This is a genomic window from Sphaerotilus sp. (assembly GCF_041083715.1).
GTDB lineage: Bacteria > Pseudomonadota > Gammaproteobacteria > Burkholderiales > Burkholderiaceae_C > Sphaerotilus.
Genome location: NZ_JBFPGY010000366.1, coordinates 1 through 17,127 on the forward strand (window position 1 = coordinate 1; position 17,127 = coordinate 17,127).

At 68.5% G+C, this 17,127-nt stretch carries 12 protein-coding genes; 7 read left to right on the forward strand and 5 right to left on the reverse strand.

Features of this window, described 5'->3' with window-relative positions; all coding sequences use genetic code 11:
• The first annotated feature begins 345 nt into the window (after positions 1-345).
• Both gloA and AB3X43_RS17245 read left to right on the forward strand, forming a co-directional pair.
• The gene (gene gloA / locus AB3X43_RS17240) at positions 346-741 is read left to right on the forward strand and encodes a lactoylglutathione lyase (protein ID WP_369431102.1); all 396 of its coding nucleotides are present in this window, start codon (positions 346-348) and stop codon (positions 739-741) included.
• Between the two features lie 374 nt (positions 742-1,115).
• On the forward strand, positions 1,116-5,396 hold the full coding sequence (locus tag AB3X43_RS17245; protein WP_369431103.1) for a DEAD/DEAH box helicase: 4,281 nt from the start codon (positions 1,116-1,118) through the stop codon (positions 5,394-5,396).
• Positions 5,397-5,412: 16 nt separating this feature from the next.
• Here the strand turns inward: AB3X43_RS17245 and AB3X43_RS17250 are convergent, their stop codons facing one another.
• Positions 5,413-6,711: an acetyl-CoA hydrolase/transferase family protein gene (locus AB3X43_RS17250; RefSeq protein WP_369431104.1), complete on the reverse strand. Its 1,299-nt coding sequence runs from the start codon at positions 6,709-6,711 to the stop codon at positions 5,413-5,415.
• A gap of 71 nt (positions 6,712-6,782) precedes the next feature.
• Here AB3X43_RS17250 and AB3X43_RS17255 point away from each other — a divergent pair, with 71 nt between their 5' ends.
• The 4 genes from AB3X43_RS17255 (at position 6,783) to AB3X43_RS17270 (ending at position 11,934) form a co-directional block, all read left to right on the forward strand.
• A complete protein-coding gene (locus AB3X43_RS17255) occupies positions 6,783-7,640 on the forward strand; it encodes a 23S rRNA (adenine(2030)-N(6))-methyltransferase RlmJ (RefSeq protein ID WP_369431105.1) in 858 nt (285 codons plus the stop codon).
• 136 nt (positions 7,641-7,776) lie between these two features.
• On the forward strand, positions 7,777-9,609 hold the full coding sequence (locus AB3X43_RS17260; protein WP_369431106.1) for a multicopper oxidase family protein: 1,833 nt from the start codon (positions 7,777-7,779) through the stop codon (positions 9,607-9,609).
• A gap of 4 nt (positions 9,610-9,613) precedes the next feature.
• Positions 9,614-10,249 carry an SCO family protein gene (locus AB3X43_RS17265; RefSeq protein ID WP_369431107.1) on the forward strand — a complete coding sequence of 212 codons (636 nt, stop codon included), beginning with the start codon at positions 9,614-9,616 and terminating at the stop codon, positions 10,247-10,249.
• Positions 10,246-11,934, forward strand: a complete 1,689-nt coding sequence (locus AB3X43_RS17270; RefSeq protein ID WP_369431108.1) for a cytochrome c/ABC transporter substrate-binding protein — start codon at positions 10,246-10,248, stop codon at positions 11,932-11,934. The genes AB3X43_RS17265 and AB3X43_RS17270 overlap by 4 nt, the downstream gene beginning before the upstream one ends.
• A gap of 28 nt (positions 11,935-11,962) precedes the next feature.
• Here AB3X43_RS17270 and AB3X43_RS17275 read toward each other — a convergent pair whose 3' ends face one another.
• The 4 genes from AB3X43_RS17275 to AB3X43_RS17290 form a co-directional block, all read right to left on the reverse strand.
• Positions 11,963-12,910 (reverse strand): cation diffusion facilitator family transporter, encoded by a 948-nt coding sequence (locus AB3X43_RS17275; protein ID WP_369431109.1) that lies wholly within the window; start codon positions 12,908-12,910, stop codon positions 11,963-11,965.
• Positions 12,911-13,005: 95 nt separating this feature from the next.
• Positions 13,006-13,629, reverse strand: a complete 624-nt coding sequence (locus AB3X43_RS17280) for a bifunctional 4-hydroxy-2-oxoglutarate aldolase/2-dehydro-3-deoxy-phosphogluconate aldolase (protein ID WP_473965143.1) — start codon at positions 13,627-13,629, stop codon at positions 13,006-13,008.
• A 53-nt stretch (positions 13,630-13,682) separates the two neighbouring features.
• The gene (edd, locus tag AB3X43_RS17285) at positions 13,683-15,500 is read right to left on the reverse strand and encodes a phosphogluconate dehydratase (RefSeq protein ID WP_369431111.1); all 1,818 of its coding nucleotides are present in this window, start codon (positions 15,498-15,500) and stop codon (positions 13,683-13,685) included.
• Between the two features lie 213 nt (positions 15,501-15,713).
• Positions 15,714-16,238, reverse strand: coding sequence for an OmpA family protein (locus AB3X43_RS17290; protein ID WP_369431112.1), 525 nt, complete (start codon positions 16,236-16,238; stop codon positions 15,714-15,716).
• 124 nt (positions 16,239-16,362) lie between these two features.
• Between AB3X43_RS17290 and AB3X43_RS17295 the strand changes: the two genes are divergently transcribed.
• On the forward strand, positions 16,363-17,013 hold the full coding sequence (locus AB3X43_RS17295) for a gamma-glutamylcyclotransferase (protein ID WP_369431113.1): 651 nt from the start codon (positions 16,363-16,365) through the stop codon (positions 17,011-17,013).
• Positions 17,014-17,127 lie beyond the last annotated feature (114 nt).

Below are 17,127 nucleotides of genomic sequence, written 5' to 3' on the forward strand. Positions count from 1 at the left end.
GCCAGCACAGAAAATGTGCTGTTCATTATTCATGGGAACGGAGAATCAAAACAAAAATGCGTCACACATTCAGAATTTGAATAGAAAATCTCCCCTATTTACCCCTTATTTCCGGGCCTCTGAATGGCAGTGCTTTCAAGGTGGTGCCTCAACAGGGCATCAAAGTGGCTAAAAAAGCATCAAAAGCAGTCGGTGTGGACCTCTTGGCAAGTCGGCGCTCGTCAAGATGAGCACAGATCGCAGCAAGAACGCTGCCGTTCAAACCTCACCTTGAAAGCACTGGCCTCTGAATGGGTGGTGCAGCGGTGCTAGCATTCGCGGATCAATACACGGAGTCACACCACCATGAGAATTCTTCACACCATGCTGCGGGTCGGCGATCTGCAACGCTCGATCGACTTCTATTGCCAGGTGCTGGGCATGGCGCTGCTGCGCACCACACACCGTCCGGCACAGGGTTATGACCTGGCCTTCCTGGGCTACGGCAGCAATCCGGAACACGCCGAACTCGAACTGACGTTCAACCACGGTGTCACCGCCTACGAAACCGGCACGGCCTACGGCCACATCGCCATCGGTGTGGCGGACGCCCAGGCCACCTGCGATGCGGTCCGTGCCAGGGCCGCGGCACTGGGCGGTGCGATCACGCGCGAAGCGGGTCCCGTGCAAGGCGGAGACACCGTCATCGCCTTCATCACCGATCCGGATGGATACAAGATCGAGTTGATCCAGAGGTCGTGATCAAGGCGGAGGGGGGGCAGCGCCAACAGATTCACCGGACAGGCCCTGGCCAGCCATGCCTGCAGGCGGTATTCCAGTGCCGCGCCAGAGTTCTCCCGCGGTTCGATCGAGCGCCTCGTCGGTGCCCTGTACTGGCAACAGGATTTCCACCTGCCAGTCATTTGCCATTCATTTGCCATATGTGCCATTCGTGTTCACCTTGTCTCGCCACAAAAACTCGGAGGGGCAGGAATCCGACACCGCAGTGAAACGCTGCAATCAACGGGGGCCATCCAACAGGCAGTGGTCCATCAATATGAACCACACCCCCATATTCAAGTGATGACGATGGCATGAAAGGGGCGCCCCCCTCAAACGAGGCAGAATGCGGCGCCATGCGTGTGACCCCTTCTCCACTCCCTCCACTTGATGGCGCTGCACACGAACAGCGCGATGTCCTCCAGGGCATGGCGCTCGGCGCCACCTACCGCGTGCGCACCTGGGTCACCACCTTGCTGGCCGATCTGGGCTGGCGCAACCAGGACGGCAAGCGCTACACCGGCGAACAGGTGCGCGCGGCCATGGACGCCCTCGCCGCGTCGGGCCGGATCGTCGAACACCCGCAGCGCCAGGGACACTGGCGCGTGCACCCGCTGCACTACAGCGCGACCTACCTCGCGCTGCTGCAACGCACTCCCGCGGACACCCTGCGCACCGCCCTGCTGGACACCGATGGCAGCCGATCCGCGGTCCGGTTCGGCACGGCCTACTGGCATTTCGACAGCATGGAACTCGCCTGTGCCGTCACGCGGCTGGCGGTGTTCAGCGGGCAGGATGCCCAGGCGCTGGAGCGACTGCGCCAGGGCTGCCGCTGGGGCATGGAATGGGACGCCGTGCTGGAGCGCGCGCTGCACGACGTGCTCGACGAGGTCCTGTTCCCCCGGATGCACCCGCAGCTGCAGGCCGAGACGCTGCGTGAAAACCTCGCCCTGCTCAACCTGCACTGGGCGAATCCGGGCGGGCTGCCGCTGCTGGCGATGACAGAGGACCTGCGTCGACGGGCGCTCGCCGATCCGGCACTCGGCGCACTCGTGCGCCTGACGACCCTGCCGATCGTGCAGGCGGAGCACCTGTTGCTGGCCGGGCGTTTCGACGAGGTGGCACCCGCCCTGGACGCCATGCTCCAGCCCAGCGGTGACGCCGATCTGGATGCCAGCCTGCCGGTCTGGCGCGCGGTGGCGGCCTCGTTCGAGGCCGTGCGCCGCATGCGCAGCGGGGACTGGGCTGGCTGCATCGCCGATGTGGACGCCGTGCTGGACGTGATGCGCACGCTGTCCGGCAAGCGCAAGACACTCGTGTCGCCACCGGTCGGGCTGGCCTACGTCCTCGCACTGCTGGCCGATGCGCAGCCGGTCTCCCTGCACAAGGCGCTCAAGTTCTGCCTGTCGGAAGGCGGCAAGCGCCAGCCAGTGCTGGAGTCGCCGTGGGGGGTGCTTGCGCTGGCCATCCAGATGAAGCTGGGCGATGCACGGCGCGACCTGCAAGCCTTCCTGCCCCGCACCAACGAGTTCCACCTCGACCCGCTCGACCTGAGCCGCTGGCTGGTGCGCGCCTGGCTGAAGGACCGGCCGGGGGCCGAGCCGCTCAACGCCCTGCAACTCGATGCGGCACGCCTGCTGGGCGAGCGTCTGGCGGTCTGCGGGCTGCACGACCTGCGCGCCCAGCTCGACGCGGCACTGGCCGTGCTCCATGGGCAGCCAGCTCCCGCATCCTTTTTCGTGACCACACCGCAGGAGGGCGAACGCTGGCGCAGCGCGCTGTCGGCCCTGGCCGCCATCGCCGGTGGGATCGCCGCGGAGAGCCCGGGCGCTGCGGTCGCCTCCACCGAGACCCGGCTGGTCTGGGTGGTGACGGTCAATGACTACGGCGCGGTCAACGACATCGCACCGATGGAGCAGAAGCGCGGTCTGCGCGGCTGGGGAAAACCCAAGACCGCTTCGCTGCTCAAGCTCAGCAAGAACGAGACGCTGCCACCGCACGACGCGGTGGTCGCCCGCACGCTGCGGACCAATCCACGCGACCGCAGTCAGCGCTTCGATCTGGCCGCGGCCGCGGTGGCGCTGGTCGGGCATCCGCATGTCGAATTCGACGACACGCCCGACGTGGCCGTGGCGCTGACGGAGGCGCCGCCCGTGCTCGATGTCACCGACCTGGGCACCCGCTTGCGCGTGGCATTGCAGCCGCCACCGCGCTGGACCGACCCGGCCGCCGAGCGCCAGGAACCACAGCTCTGGATCACCAGCGCCGCCGAGCAGAAGGAGGCCGACGCACTGCGCGTGCTCACCATCCTGCGCGACGGCCCGCAGCACGCACGGCTCGTGCGCCTGAATGCCGCGCAGACCCGTGCCGCGCAGCTCATCGGCGCCGGGCTGGAGGTGCCGAAAGCGGCAGCCGGCCAGCTCGACGAGGTGCTGCGCAGCCTGGGCGCGCACTTCCAGGTCCACAGCGACACGACCGCCGCCGCCCGCGAGGTGCCGACCGAATCCCGGCTGCGCGCCGAACTGACGCCCGAGGGCGACGGCGTGGCACTGCGGCTGGTCGTCATGCCCTTCGGCACGGACGGGCCGCGCGTCAACCCCGGCAGCGGCCGGGTGCGGATGATCGCCAAGGTCGGCGACGAGACGCTCGGGGTTCAGCGCGACCTTGACGCCGAACGTTCGCACCTGGAGACCACGGTGGACGCCTGCCCGATGCTGGCGCCACCGCGGGCAGAAGCGCCAGCCGCGTGGCTGGTCGAGCAGCCAGACCAGGCGCTGGCGCTGCTGGAGCGGCTGCACACGCTGAATGCGGTGATGGCGCTCGACTGGCCCAAGGGCAAGGCGATCCGGGTGGACAGCGTCGGCCTGGGGCAGCTCAAGGTCAACGTCAAATCCGGCTCGGAATGGCTGGCGCTGCAGGGCGGCGTGACGCTCAACGAGCAGCTCGTCGTCACCCTGGGCCGGCTGCTGGACTGGAGCACCAGCGAGAAAAGCCGCTTCATCCCGATGGGCGAGGGCCGCTACCTCGCGCTGACCGAGGAACTGCGCAGCCGGCTCGACGAACTCGCCAGCGTCGCCGAGGTGCACCGCACCGACGCCGCCCGCGTGACGCCGGTGGCCGCGGCCTGGCTCGACACGACGCTGCGTGGCGCCGACATGGACGGCGACACGGCCTTCCGCGAGCGCATCGACCGGCTCGTGGTGGCCCAGCAATTCGAGCCGGCATTGCCACGCACACTGCAGGCCACGCTGCGGCCGTACCAGGAAGAAGGCTATCAGTGGGCGATGCGGCTGGCCGAGACCGGGCTGGGCGCCGTGCTCGCCGACGACATGGGCCTGGGCAAGACGCTGCAGGCGCTGGCCGTGCTGCTCGCGCGGGCGGCGGGCGGGCCGGCGCTGGTGATCGCACCGACCTCGCTGATCGGCAACTGGCAGGCCGAAGCCCGCCGCTTCGCGCCGTCGCTGCGCCTGCTGCCCTATGCGGAAGGCGGTGCGCAGGGCGACCGCGACGCGCTGCTGGCCGACCTCGGGCCGCAGGATGTCGTGCTCGTGTCCTACCAGTTGCAGCAGCTCAACGGGACGACCTTCGCGGCACGGCAGTGGCACACGCTGGTGCTCGACGAGGCGCAGGCGATCAAGAACGCCACCGCCAAGCGCAGCCAGGCAGTGCATGAACTGAGCGCGGGGTTTCGCCTGGCGCTGTCGGGCACGCCGATCGAGAACCGGCTGTCGGAGCTGTGGTCGATCATGCGGGTGTGCAACCCGGGACTGCTCGGGACAATGGGGACGTTCAACCTGCGCTTCGCGGTGCCGATCGAGCGCGACCGCCACCGCGGGGCGCAGCGCACGCTGCGCAGGCTGATCGCGCCGTTCATCCTGCGCCGCACCAAGGCGCAGGTACTCGACGACCTGCCGCCGCGCACCGAGCTGACGATGCTGGTGGACGCCGATGCGACCGAGCATGCGCACTACGAAGCCCTGCGCCGGCAGGCCCTGCGCGACGCCGAGAAGGCGATGGAGGACGACAAGCCAGGCCAGTCGCACCTGAACATCCTCGCGCAGCTCACCAAGCTGCGCCGCGCCGCCTGTGATCCGCGGCTGGTGACGCCGGAGATCCAGCTGGTGGGCGCCAAGGTGAAGGCGTTCGGGGAACTGGCCACCGAACTCGCCGCCAACGGCCACAAGGCGCTGGTGTTCAGCCAGTTCGTCGACTTCCTGGCGCTGCTGAAGGAGCCGCTGGATGCGGCCGGGCTGCGCTACCAGTACCTCGATGGGTCCACGCCGTCGCTGGAGCGGACCAAGCGGGTGGCAGCGTTCCAGGGCGGGGATGGCGACTTCTTCCTGATCAGCCTGAAGGCCGGCGGCTTCGGCCTGAACCTGACAGTGGCCGACTACGTGGTCATCGCCGACCCGTGGTGGAACCCGGCCGCCGAGGACCAGGCCAGCGGACGTGCCCACCGCATCGGGCAGCAGCGCCCGGTGACGGTCTACCGGTTGGTACGCGCCGGCACGCTGGAGGAGAAGATCGTGGCCCTGCACCAGGACAAGCGCGAACTCGCCGACAGCGTGCTGGAAGGCAGTGAAGTGGCCGGGGTGCTGCGCGCCGAGGAGCTGATGGCGCTGATGCAGGGCGACTGAGCACGGCCCCGGAGCGTCACAGCAACGACATCGCGCGCGCCGCGTGCGCCAGCTCCTCGCGGAAGGCCGGGTGCGCGATCGCAATCAACTCCTGCGCCCGCTCCCGCAGGCTCTTCCCCCGCAACTGCGCCACCCCGTACTCCGTGACCACATGGTTCACGTCGTTCTTGCTGGTGGACACCAGCGTCCCCGGCGTCAGCGTCGGCACGATGCGCGAGATCGTGTCGCCCTTGGCGGTCGAGGGCAGGACGATGATGCCGCGCCCGCCATTCGAGCGGTTGGCGGCGCGGATGAAGTCGGTCTGTCCACCAGTGCCCGAGTAAGGATTCGGGCCGAGGCTTTCCGAGCCGCACTGGCCGAAGAGGTCCACCTGCAGCGTCGCGTTGATCGCCACCAGGTTGTCGTTCTGCCCCGCGATGGCAGGGTCGTTGGTGAAATCGACCGGGTGCATCTCCAGCATCGGGTTGCGGTGCATCGCGGCGTAGAGCCGGCGCGTGCCCATGCCGAAGGTGGCGACGATCTTGCCCGGCAGGAAGTTCTTGCGCCGCCCGGTGACCGCTCCGGCTTCGAGCAGCGAGATCAGACCGTCGCCGATCATCTCGGTGTGGATGCCCAGGTCTTTTTTGCCCCCAAGCTGCATGACGACCGCATCAGGAATGCTGCCGTAGCCAAGCTGCAGCGTGTCGCCATCCCGCACCAGCTCGGCCACATGCAGCCCGATGGTCCGCTGGATCTCGTTGACCTGCGGCAGGCCGACCTCGCGCAGCGGCGCATCGGACTCGACCAGCGCACGGACCTGCGAGACATGGACATGGCAGTTCCCGAAGGCGAAGGGCACGTTCGGGTTGACCTCCAGCACCACGTCGCGGGCGCGCTCGATCGCCGCCATCGTGAAATCGGGGCTGAGGCTGACGCTGAAGTAGCCGTGTTCGTCCATCGACGAGGCCATCGACATCACCACCTCGCAGCGCTGCTCGCCCCGCCGCACCAGCCGCGGAATTTCCGAGAAATGGCATGGCACCAGGTCCGCCCATCCCGCCTTGAACCCAGCCCGCACCGCCGCGCTCAGGAACAGCGAGCGGTGGCGGATGTGCGGCGCACTGTCCACGTCCATGTACGCCTGCGGCGACAGCGGCAGCAACTGGCTCAGCGTCACGTCGCGCAGTGCGGTGCGCCGGGCGGACAGCGCCTGCAGCAATGTCGGCGGCTCACCCACCGCAGAGGCCACGAGGACCGTGTCACCGTCGCGCACGCGGGTGGCGGCCTCGGCAGCGCTGACGAGTTTCTGGCGGTAGAGGGACTGGGCAGCGGACATGCGGACTCCGGGACAGTGAAAGGGATCACGCATTCTAGGAAGCGCGGCCCGCCAGCGGCGACAATCCCGCCATGCTCGCCTACCGACACGCCTTCCATGCCGGCAACCATGCCGATGTCCTCAAGCACCTCGTCTTCACGCAGGTGCTGCGCTACATGGCGGAAAAGGACAAACCCTTCACCCTCGTCGACACCCATGCCGGGGCCGGCGGCTACGGGCTCGACAGCAACCACGCCCGCAAGCACGCCGAGTACGACGACGGCGTGGGCCGCCTGTTCGGCCGCAAGGACCTGCCCGCAGCGCTGAACGACTACCTCGCGCTGGTGCGCCGCTTCAACCCGCAGCCCGACCGCCTGACGCGCTACCCCGGCTCGCCCGCGCTGGCGCAGATGCTGCTGCGCGCCGACGACCGGATGCGCCTGTACGAGCTGCACTCGACCGATTTCCCGCTGCTGCAGACCGCGCTGGAAACGCGCCGCGAGACCGCCGTGATGAACTCCGACGGCTTCGCGGGGCTGAAGGCCGAGCTGCCGCCACCGTCGCGCCGCGGTGTGGTGCTGATCGACCCGAGCTACGAGATCAAGACCGACTACGCCAAGGTGGTCGGCGCCGTGCGGGACGGACTGGATCGGTTCGCCGACGCCGTGATCCTGGTGTGGTATCCGCAGCTGCAGCGGCTCGAACCCAAGGAAATGACCGACCGCCTGAAGGCCGCGGCCGATGCGCAGTCCAAGCGCGGCTGGGTGCATGTGCGCATGTCGGTGGCCGAGCCCGACCAGAGTGGCTTCGGCATGCTCGGCAGCGGAATGCTGGTCATCAACCCTCCGTTCGTGCTGCATTCGATGCTGCAAGAGGTGATGCCCATCCTCACGGAAACGCTGGGGCAGTACGCCGGAGCCAATTTCATTCTTGAAAAACGTTCGAAATAGTTTCTTCTGAACCGAAAATTAAAGCCATGTGGCGTTCATGGCTACACAAAATTTCACCAATTGACCAACTAGTTCACGAAAATCACACTGGTCCCAGGGATTACCAGGGACCAGCATGATCAGTCGAAGAAGCATCTTGAAGCGTGGGGCATGGGTCGGCCTGAGCGGAACAGCCTCGCTGAACACCGCCAGCGCCCAGACCACGGCCGGCTCCGGCACCACCGGAACACCGCTCCTGCAAGGCAGGAGCCACCCCAAGTTCGTCAATCTGCTTCCCAACCCGAACGCCCCACTCAATGCGTTCGATCCCACGGCGGCTGGCGGGAACGCCTACCTGCTGCTGTTGCGCGAATTCAGCAGCCAGATCGGGCTGGTATCGCCCACCGGGCAGAAGCTCACCACCCTGCTCTGGGGCTATGCCACGCCGACACAACCGCCCACGGCACCCGGCCGCACGTTCTCGGTCCGCACGGGAAGCCAGATCACGGTCCGCTACGTGAACCAGTTGGACAAGGGCCTGCGCCCGCTCAGCCACCGATTGCCACTGGACACCACGCTGATGTGGGCCAACCCGGGCAACCTCGGGGGTCTGGCACCGGTGCCGCTGGTGGCGCACCGCCATGGTGGCGACCAGGCCTCCGCCAGCGACGGCCTGCCGGACGCCTGGACCACCATGGACCGCAACCAGGACGGGCTGCCAGACTACGCCGGCCGCCTCTGGAGCACGCAGTACACCTACCAGCACCAGCAGGAAGCAGGACACCTCTGGTACCACGACCACGCGCTGGGCGTGACCCGGCTGAACGTGTTCATGGGCCTGGCCGGGCACTACTTCATCCGGGACGCGAACGAGGACTGGCTGTTGCAGCGCAACCAGCTGCCGGCCAGTCCCTACGAAGTGCCGCTCGTGGTCCAGGACCGGATGTTCGACAACACCGGCAAGCTGTTCTACCCCTCGACCGATCCGCTCAACCCGAGCGCCCCCCGCACCACCCACCTGCCCGAATTCTTCGGCGACTTCATCCTTGTCAACGGGGTGCCCTGGCCACAGCATGCGGTGGAACCGCGCGCGTACAGGCTGCGGGTGCTCAACGGATCGGACTCGCGCTTCTACGACCTGCAGTTCCGGCGCGGAAATGGCAACACCCTGGCCTTCCACCAGGTGGGCACCGAACTCGGTCTGATGAACACCCCCGTGCCGCTGACCCACCTCGTGCTGGCCCCAGGCGAACGGGCCGATCTGGTCGTGAGCTTCAAGGGCCTGGCCGGTCAGCGGGTGACGCTGGTCAACACCGCGCCGACGCCGTTCCCGTTCGGAGTCCCCGTCGATGCCTCGACAGCGGGGTTGATCATGGCCTTTCCCGTGTCGGTCGCGCTGGATCCGCAACGGCCCGACACCACGCTGCCCGCTTCGCTGCGGCCGGTGCTCGGACCACTGAAGACGCCCGTGGCCACGGGCGCTCCCGTGCGCAAGCTGCTGCTGGTCGAGGGCGTCGACCCCTACAACCGCCTGCAGACCCTGCTGGGCACCGTGAATCCTGCCGCGGGCAACCCGACCAGTCCCGCCCACGGCACCTTCTTCTATTCGGACCCGGTCACCGAGCGCATCACCCTCGGCAGCACCGAACTCTGGGAGTTCCACAACACCACCGTGGACGCCCACCCGATCCACCTGCACCAGACCGCCTTCCGGGTCCTGAACCGCCAGGCCTTCGATGGCGTCGTCGTGCCCAAGCCCATGGGCGCAGGGGGCAGCACCGTGGGCGGCTGGCTGACCGACGTGACCCTGCTCGGCCCGACCCGACCCGCCGAGCCGCATGAAGCCGGCCGCAAGGACACGGTCGTGGCCTACCCGGGCGAAATCACCCGGATCCTGGTGCGCTTCGACCGGCCGGGCGAATACGTCTGGCATTGCCACATCCTCTCGCACGAAGACCACGAGATGATGCGGCGCTTCGTCGTCGCCTGACGGCATGGCCGCGCCCCACCTGTGGCGTGCCGCCACGGCAGTGTGGCTGGCATTCGGCTCGCCATGCGCGCCGGCCCAGACACGCCTGCCGGCACCGCCGACCATCACCGGGATGGACGACCTGTGCCTGACCCCGGCATCGACGCCGGCCACCGCAGGCCGCAGTCTGGTGGCGGTGCGGCTGCCGACGGTGCAACTGCGACCACAGGCCGGACCTGCCGCAGACTTCGCCGGCAGCCTCGACGCGCAGCGCCCCGTGCTGCTCAACTTCATCTTCACGAGCTGCACCACCGTGTGCCCGCCCCTGTCGCAGACCTTCGCCGCAGTCCAGGAGCGGCTCGGCGCACAGCGCGAGTCGCTGCAGATGGTCTCCGTGTCGATCGACCCGGAGCACGACACCCCTGCCCGGCTGCGCGACTACGCCGCCCGTTTCGGCGCGGGCGCCCAGTGGCGCTTTCACACGGGCAGCGCCGAGGCGGTCGATGCCGTCCAGCGGGCCTTCAACGTCTACCGGCCGGACAAGATGGGACACACGCCGGTGACCTTCGTGCGGCCGAAAGGCAGCCGGCAGTGGGTGCGGCTGGACGGCTACGCCGCCCCCGACGAGCTGATCCGCGTCGCGTTCGCAGCAGGGCCATGACGCGGCAGCGGCGGACAGGGGGCACTGCCAGGGCTGTCGGCTGGTGCCTGTTGTCGGGGGCGCTGGGCTGGGCCACACCGGCACGGACACACACACCGGTCACGGACCATGACCCCGACATCGCGCTGGGAGCGCAGCTCTACCGCGACGGCCTGGGCGCAGACCGCAGACCGCTGCAAGCGGACCGGGTCTCTGGCGTATCGGTCCAGGGCCGCCAGGCGGCGTGCATCCAGTGCCACCGCGCCAGCGGCATGGGCGGCGCGGAAGGCAGCACCGCGGTGCCGCCCATCGCGGGCAGCGTGCTCTTCGCACCCGGCCAGCCCGCGCACCAGCGAACAGCCCGGGTCTTCGCACGGCTGGCACGGCAGACACCCGCCAGCGAGTCACGCCCAGCCTACGCGCTGGACACGCTGCAACGTGCGCTGAACGAAGGCATCGCCGCCAACGGACAGGCCATGGACCCGCTGATGCCACGCTACCGGCTCACCGAGGACGAGGTCCGTGCCATCGCCGCCTACACCACGACGATGCAGGTCGGCACGGCGCCAGGGTATGCGGAACACACCCTGCATCTCGCGACCATCGAGACGTCCGACAACCTGCCCGCCGTGCGCCAGGCCGGCCCGGCGCTGCTGGCCCGGTGCCTGGCCGAGCGCAGCCCACCCCAGGCCGACGACCCTGGCGGACCGCCCGCCTGGACCCTGCACCGCTGGACGCTCGGCCCGGACCCGCTGCAATGGTCGAACGAACTCGCCTCGCTGCAGCACGACCAGCCGGTGTTCGCCATCGTCTCCGGCACCACCGGCCCCACGGGCCGCGGTCCGTGGCAGGCGGTTCAGCAGCACTGCGAACGCGAGGCACTGCCCTGCGTGCTGCCGAACACTGCCGCGGTCGATGACCTCCAGCCCTCGGACTGGACTTTCCACTTCTCCCGCGGCATCAGTCTTGACGCCGCCGCGATGGCCAGCGCCCTGACCGAGCAGGCGCCGGCAGATGGATGGCGTGCGGTCCACCTCGTCGTCGATCCGCAGGACGAAGCGGCCAGCCTCGGCGCGCAGCGGCTGCTGGATCACCTCGCCAGCGGCCCCACCGCCGGCGTCCTGGTCGTGGTGCATCGACCGGACGCCGCAGACACTGCGGTCTGGCTGTCCAGGTTGGGCGCACGCGATGCGCTGGCGCTGTGGCTGCCAGCGCCAGCCCTGCAGGACTGGACCGCGCAGCACACCGTTCCAGCCAGCGGCCCGCGCGCGCTGGTGTCCGGCGAGCTGATCGAGCTGGATCCCCAGAGCGTGTCGCCCGCCTGGCGCGGGGTGACCCAGGTCACGTGGCCTTACGACCCGCTCGAACGGCACCTGCCACGGGTCGCACGGAATGTCGGCCAATGGCTGGACACCCACCAACTGCCTCTGGCCGAGACCCCGGCGCTGATTCGACTGCAGGGACACACCTACTCGGCCTGCGAGGTGGCAGCGAACGCGCTGCGCCGCATGGGACGCAGGGTCAGCCGTGGGTATCTGCTGGAGCTGCTGGAAGGTGCCGAGGAAGCCGCGACTGCCACGGCCTACCCCCGGTTCACGCTCGGCCCCGGTCGCCGCCATGGCTCGCAAGGCACCTGGCTGATGCGCTTCGGCAACCCACCGCAGGCGCGTCTGCAGCCGGTGGGAGACTGGTTCGTGCCGGAGTGAGACCGGCGCCGAACCCGATGCGCTGTCCTCAACCTGCCACGGGTTCGTGGTCCCGATCCGGACGGTGCCAGGGATCGACGTGCGTCATCAGGTTGAGCACGCGGTGGAGCTGCATGACACGGTGGCGCGCCTCGACGGCGATGTCGTGGCCCTGCTCCACCGTCAGGGTCGCATCCACCTCGATGTGGGCATCGACGACGATCATGTCACCCATCTTGCGGGTGCGGACATCGTGCACACCGCTGACACCCGGCGTCTCGACCAGCGTGCGGCGGATCGCGGCGACCTCTTCGTCATCGATGGCACGGTCCATCAGGTCGTGCATCGCCTCCCAGCCGAACTCCCAGCCCATGCGGCCGACCATGAAGCCGACGATCAGCGCCGCGATCGGATCGAGGATCGGATAGCCCAGCAGGTTGCCGGCGATGCCGATGCCGACGACGAGTGACGACGCGGCGTCCGAGCGCGCATGCCATGCATTCGCCACCAGCATGCTCGACTTGACCCGCTTGGCCACCGCCAGCATGTAGCGGAACAGCGATTCCTTGGCCACCAGCGCCGCACCGGCCACCCACAGCGCAACCACCCCGACCGGTGCCACGGTCTCCGGCGACTGCAGCTTCTGGAAGGCCGACCAGACCATGCCGATGCCGACCGCCAGCAGCAGCGCACCGAGCACCAGCGACGCCGCGTTCTCGACCCGCTGGTGACCGTAGGGATGGCTCTCGTCGGCATCGCGCTGGCTCTGGCTGCTGGCCACGAGCACGACAAAGTCCGCGACCAGATCCGACAGCGAGTGGATGCCGTCGGCAACGAGGCCCTGCGATTTGGACAGGATGCCCGCCGTGATCTGCAGCACTGTCAGCACCAGGTTGACGACCACGCTGACCCACGTGCTGCGGGACGCCGCAGCGGCACGCTCCACGGCAGAGTACTCGGTGTCTTCGGGGTCGTCGGTGTGGTCAGCGAATTGCATGGTTGGGTGGCGACTTGGCGCGCAGGAACTCGATCAGCCTGGCATCGTAACGACGCCAGATGAATGCCACCTCAACGCCAGCCACTTCAGCGTCTTCAGCCGCGCAGCGCCTGCGCCTCGGCCGCCAGACGCGTGATGCGCGCCCAGTCACCGGACTGGACCGCATCGGCCGGCGTCAGCCAGGAGCCACCGCAGACCTTGACATTGGGCAGCGCGAGGAACTGCGGCGCTGTCTCCAGCGTGATGCCGCCGGTCGGGCAGAACACCACGTCGTGGAAGGGGCTGGCGAATGCCTTGAGCAGGTTGATGCCGCCCACCGCCGTCGCAGGGAACAGCTTCAGGAAGCGGTAGCCGTCGGCGTTGGCCATCATGACTTCGCTGGCGGTGGACACGCCCGGCAGCAGCGGCAGGCCGATGTCCAGGCAGGCGCGGCCGATCTCGGAGGTGTAGCCCGGGCTCACGGCGAACTGGCAGCCGGCGTCCTTGGCGGCCTGCGCGTCGGCGATGGAGCGCACGGTGCCGGCACCGACGATGGCCTCGGGAACGGCAGCAACCATGGCGCGAATGCAATCCAGTGCGGCCGGGGTGCGCAGCGTCACCTCCAGCACGCGCACACCGCCAGCGACCAGCGCGCGGGCCAGCGGCACGGCGTCCTCGACGCGGTCGATGACGATGACGGGGATGACGGGGCCGCAGGCGGCGAGTTCGAGGGTGTTCATGGGCATGGTCAGGTTGTCGGGTTCGGAAAAGGGGTCGGGGTCGCTGCCACGGTTCACAGCCAGGTCACAGCGCCTTCTTCGGCGGTGCGCACGTTGCGGCGCATCCCGCCGAACAGCTCGCGGCCCACGCCGTGGCCGGCGTCGTCGGTCAGCACGTCCGGGCGGTCCTCGATCACGCGGGCAGCCCATTCATCCGCCGGCACCAGCGCGTCCAGCGTACCCATGACCGCATCGACGCGCACCAGATCGCCCGTGCGCACCTTGCCCAGCGGGCCGCCAGCCAGCACTTCGGGGCTGACGTGGATGGCGGCCGGCACCTTGCCCGACGCACCGCTCATGCGCCCGTCGGTGACCAGCGCGACGCGGAAACCCTTGTCCTGCTGCACGGCCAGCGGCGGCGTGAGCTTGTGGAGTTCGGGCATGCCGTTGGCCTTCGGGCCCTGGAAGCGGACGACCGCGACGAAGTCGCGCTCCAGCTCGCCCGCCTTGAAGGCGACGTGCAGCGCTTCCTGGCTGTCGAAGACGATGGCGGGGGCTTCGATGACGTGGCGATCCTCGGGCACCGCGCTGACCTTCATCACGCTGCGGCCGAGGTTGCCCGCAAGCAGCCTGAGACCGCCCGACTCGCTGAACGGTGCCGCCGCCGTGCGCACGATGGCGTCGTCGATCGGCGTGGACGGCAGGTCGTGCCACACCAGCGCGCCGTCCGCCCCTTGCGTCGGCACGCGACCGTAGGCGGCCATGCCGCCGTCGGCCACGGTCAGTACGTCGCCATGCAGGCAGCCGGCATCCAGCAATTCGCGCAGCACGAAGCCCGGCCCGCCCGCCGCCTGGAACTGGTTCACATCTGCCTTGCCGTTCGGATAGACCCGCGACAGCAGCGGCGTGCAGGCCGACAGTTCGGCGAAGTCGGTCCAGTCGATCAAGATGCCCGCAGAGCGCGCGACCGCCACCCAGTGGATCAGGTGGTTGGTGGAACCGCCGGTGGCCAGCAGCGCGACCATCGCGTTGACGATGCAGCGTTCGTCCACCAGTTCGCCGATCGGCGTGAAGCGCTGGCCCTTGCGGATCGACAGCACCGTGCGCACCGCCTCGCGGGTCAGGGCCTCGCGCAGGCCGGCGTGCGGGTGGACGAAGGCCGTGCCGGGCACGTGCAGGCCCATCGACTCCAGCAGCATCTGGTTGGAGTTGGCGGTGCCGTAGAAGGTGCAGGTACCCACCCCATGGTAGGCGGCGGACTCGGCTTCGAGCAGCTTGTCGCGACCGACCAGACCTTGCGCGAACTGCTCGCGCACCTTGGATTTGTCGCTGTTGGACAGCCCGGTGCTCATGGGTCCGGCCGGCACGAACACGCACGGCAGGTGCCCGAAATGCAGTGCGCCGATCAGCAGGCCCGGAACGATCTTGTCGCACACGCCCAGCAGCAGCGCCGCATCGAACACATCGTGCGCCAGACCGACCGCCGTGGCCATCGCGATGGTGTCGCGCGAGAACAGGCTCAGCTCCATGCCCGCGAGCCCTTGCGTCACGCCATCGCACATCGCAGGGACCCCGCCCGCCACCTGCACCGTCGCGCCATGCCGGTGTGCCTCGTCGCGGATCAGTGCAGGGTAGCTCTCGTACGGCTGGTGCGCCGACAGCATGTCGTTGTAGGCCGTGATGACGCCGATGTTGGGCGCCTTCTCGGCCACCACGCGGAACTTGTCCGAGCCCGGCAGTGCGGCAAACGCATGCGCCACATTGGCACAACCCATGCGATCGGCCCCACGGGGCTGCACCGCCGCCGCCCGTGTGCGGCGAAGGTAGGCCTCGCGCTGCGGGCGGCTGCGTTCACGGATGCGGGCAGTGATGTCGACGATCTGGGTTTTCATGGCGTTGGCAGTCTTGAAACTTGTCGAACGATTAAATCGTAACTAAGTTACAGCGTCAAATCTTTCCGCGCAACACGCTCTGGCAGGACATGCCGCTCAAATGGCCGCAGCCCGACGCGATGGAAGCGGTCCATGGCGCCGGGCTGCGGTATCGGCAGGACCGGGTCACCTTCAGGCCGTAACCTGAAGGTAACTCGGGCCCGGAGCAGAAGGTTACTGCGGGTCGACGAGACGGATTTCGACGCGGCGCGCTTCACGCTCGGTCCCCGTGCCTGTGGTGCTTTCCGGCTTGCGCAGGAGCACCTGGTTCAGCGGAATGCCGGCCACCAGCAGGGCGGCGCGCACGGCCTTGGCGCGCTGCTTGGCGAGTTCGGCGTTCATGGCCGGATCCCCGGTCGAGTCGTGGTAGCCCGACAGCAGGATCCGCTTGCCCGGATCGGCGGCGAGTGCCTTGACGGTCTCGGCCAGGGCCGGGTCCGCATCCGCATGCAGCGCGGCCGAGCCCGATTCGAAGTACACGGTCGCCAGAGCAGCGGTCGTGGTCGCGTAGTCCACCAGCACATCAGTGGCTTCGGCCGCGCTGGCCGCAGCCGCAGCGGTCTGGGCAACCGGTGCGGCCGGGCCCTTCATCGTGCGCACCACGGCAAAGCCGAGCACACCCAGCAGCAGCACCGCCACGCTGGAAAACACCACCCAAAGGCCCACCTTGCGGCTGTCATCGCGATCGTCGTCACTCATGGAGAATCCTCCTCATCGTTAAAAGGTGCACAAGTTTAAAGGGCTGCACCTTGCCGACCCGTGACGCATCCAGTGACAGCGCCGGCTTGTCGCTCCGGCACCACTGCGGCGACACTGCAGTGCCATGAATCTTCCACTGTCCTCGCCGGCCGCGCCTTCGGGTTGTTCGGCGCATTCACTGGACTTGCTCCAGACCACCCGACAGCAGTTGATCGAGCGGCTGGGCCGGGGTGAACCGTTCTGGCTGTACGCCTATGGCTCGCTGCTGTGGCGACCGCAGTTCGACCCGGCAGAGATCCGGCCGGCACGGCTCTGGGGCCACCACCGGGCGCTGCGCATGCGCTCGCGGGTCAACCGCGGCTCGCTGGACTGCCCAGGACTGGTGTTTGCGCTGCTGCCGGGAGGCTCCTGTGTCGGGCAGGTCCACCGGGCCGGAGTCGACGAGGCCGTGCAGCAACTCGATGCACTCTGGGAGCGCGAGATGCCCAACGGGGTCTACACGCCGCGCTGGCTGCGCTGCCACACGCCGCAAGGCCCGGTCACCGCACTGGCCTTCACGCTCGACCCTGCCCACCCATCCCACACCGGCCGGCTCGACGACGCCACGCATCTGGCGATCTTCCGCCACGCCGAAGGACGCTACGGCCGAACCGTGGACTACCTGCACCGCACCGCACAGTGCCTGCAGGCGCTGTGCATCGACGACGCGGAGGTGTCACGCCTCGTTCGGCTGGCCCAGCGGCATGGACTGCTGCCAAGCCAGGACAGTCGCTGACAAGCGCAGGCGCTCCAGATCGGCAGCGGTGTTGATGTCGTCGAGCACGCCCGGATCGGACACCTCCACCGCATTCGACGGGTAGCGCCCCAGCACGCGGCGCAGGCCCTCGTC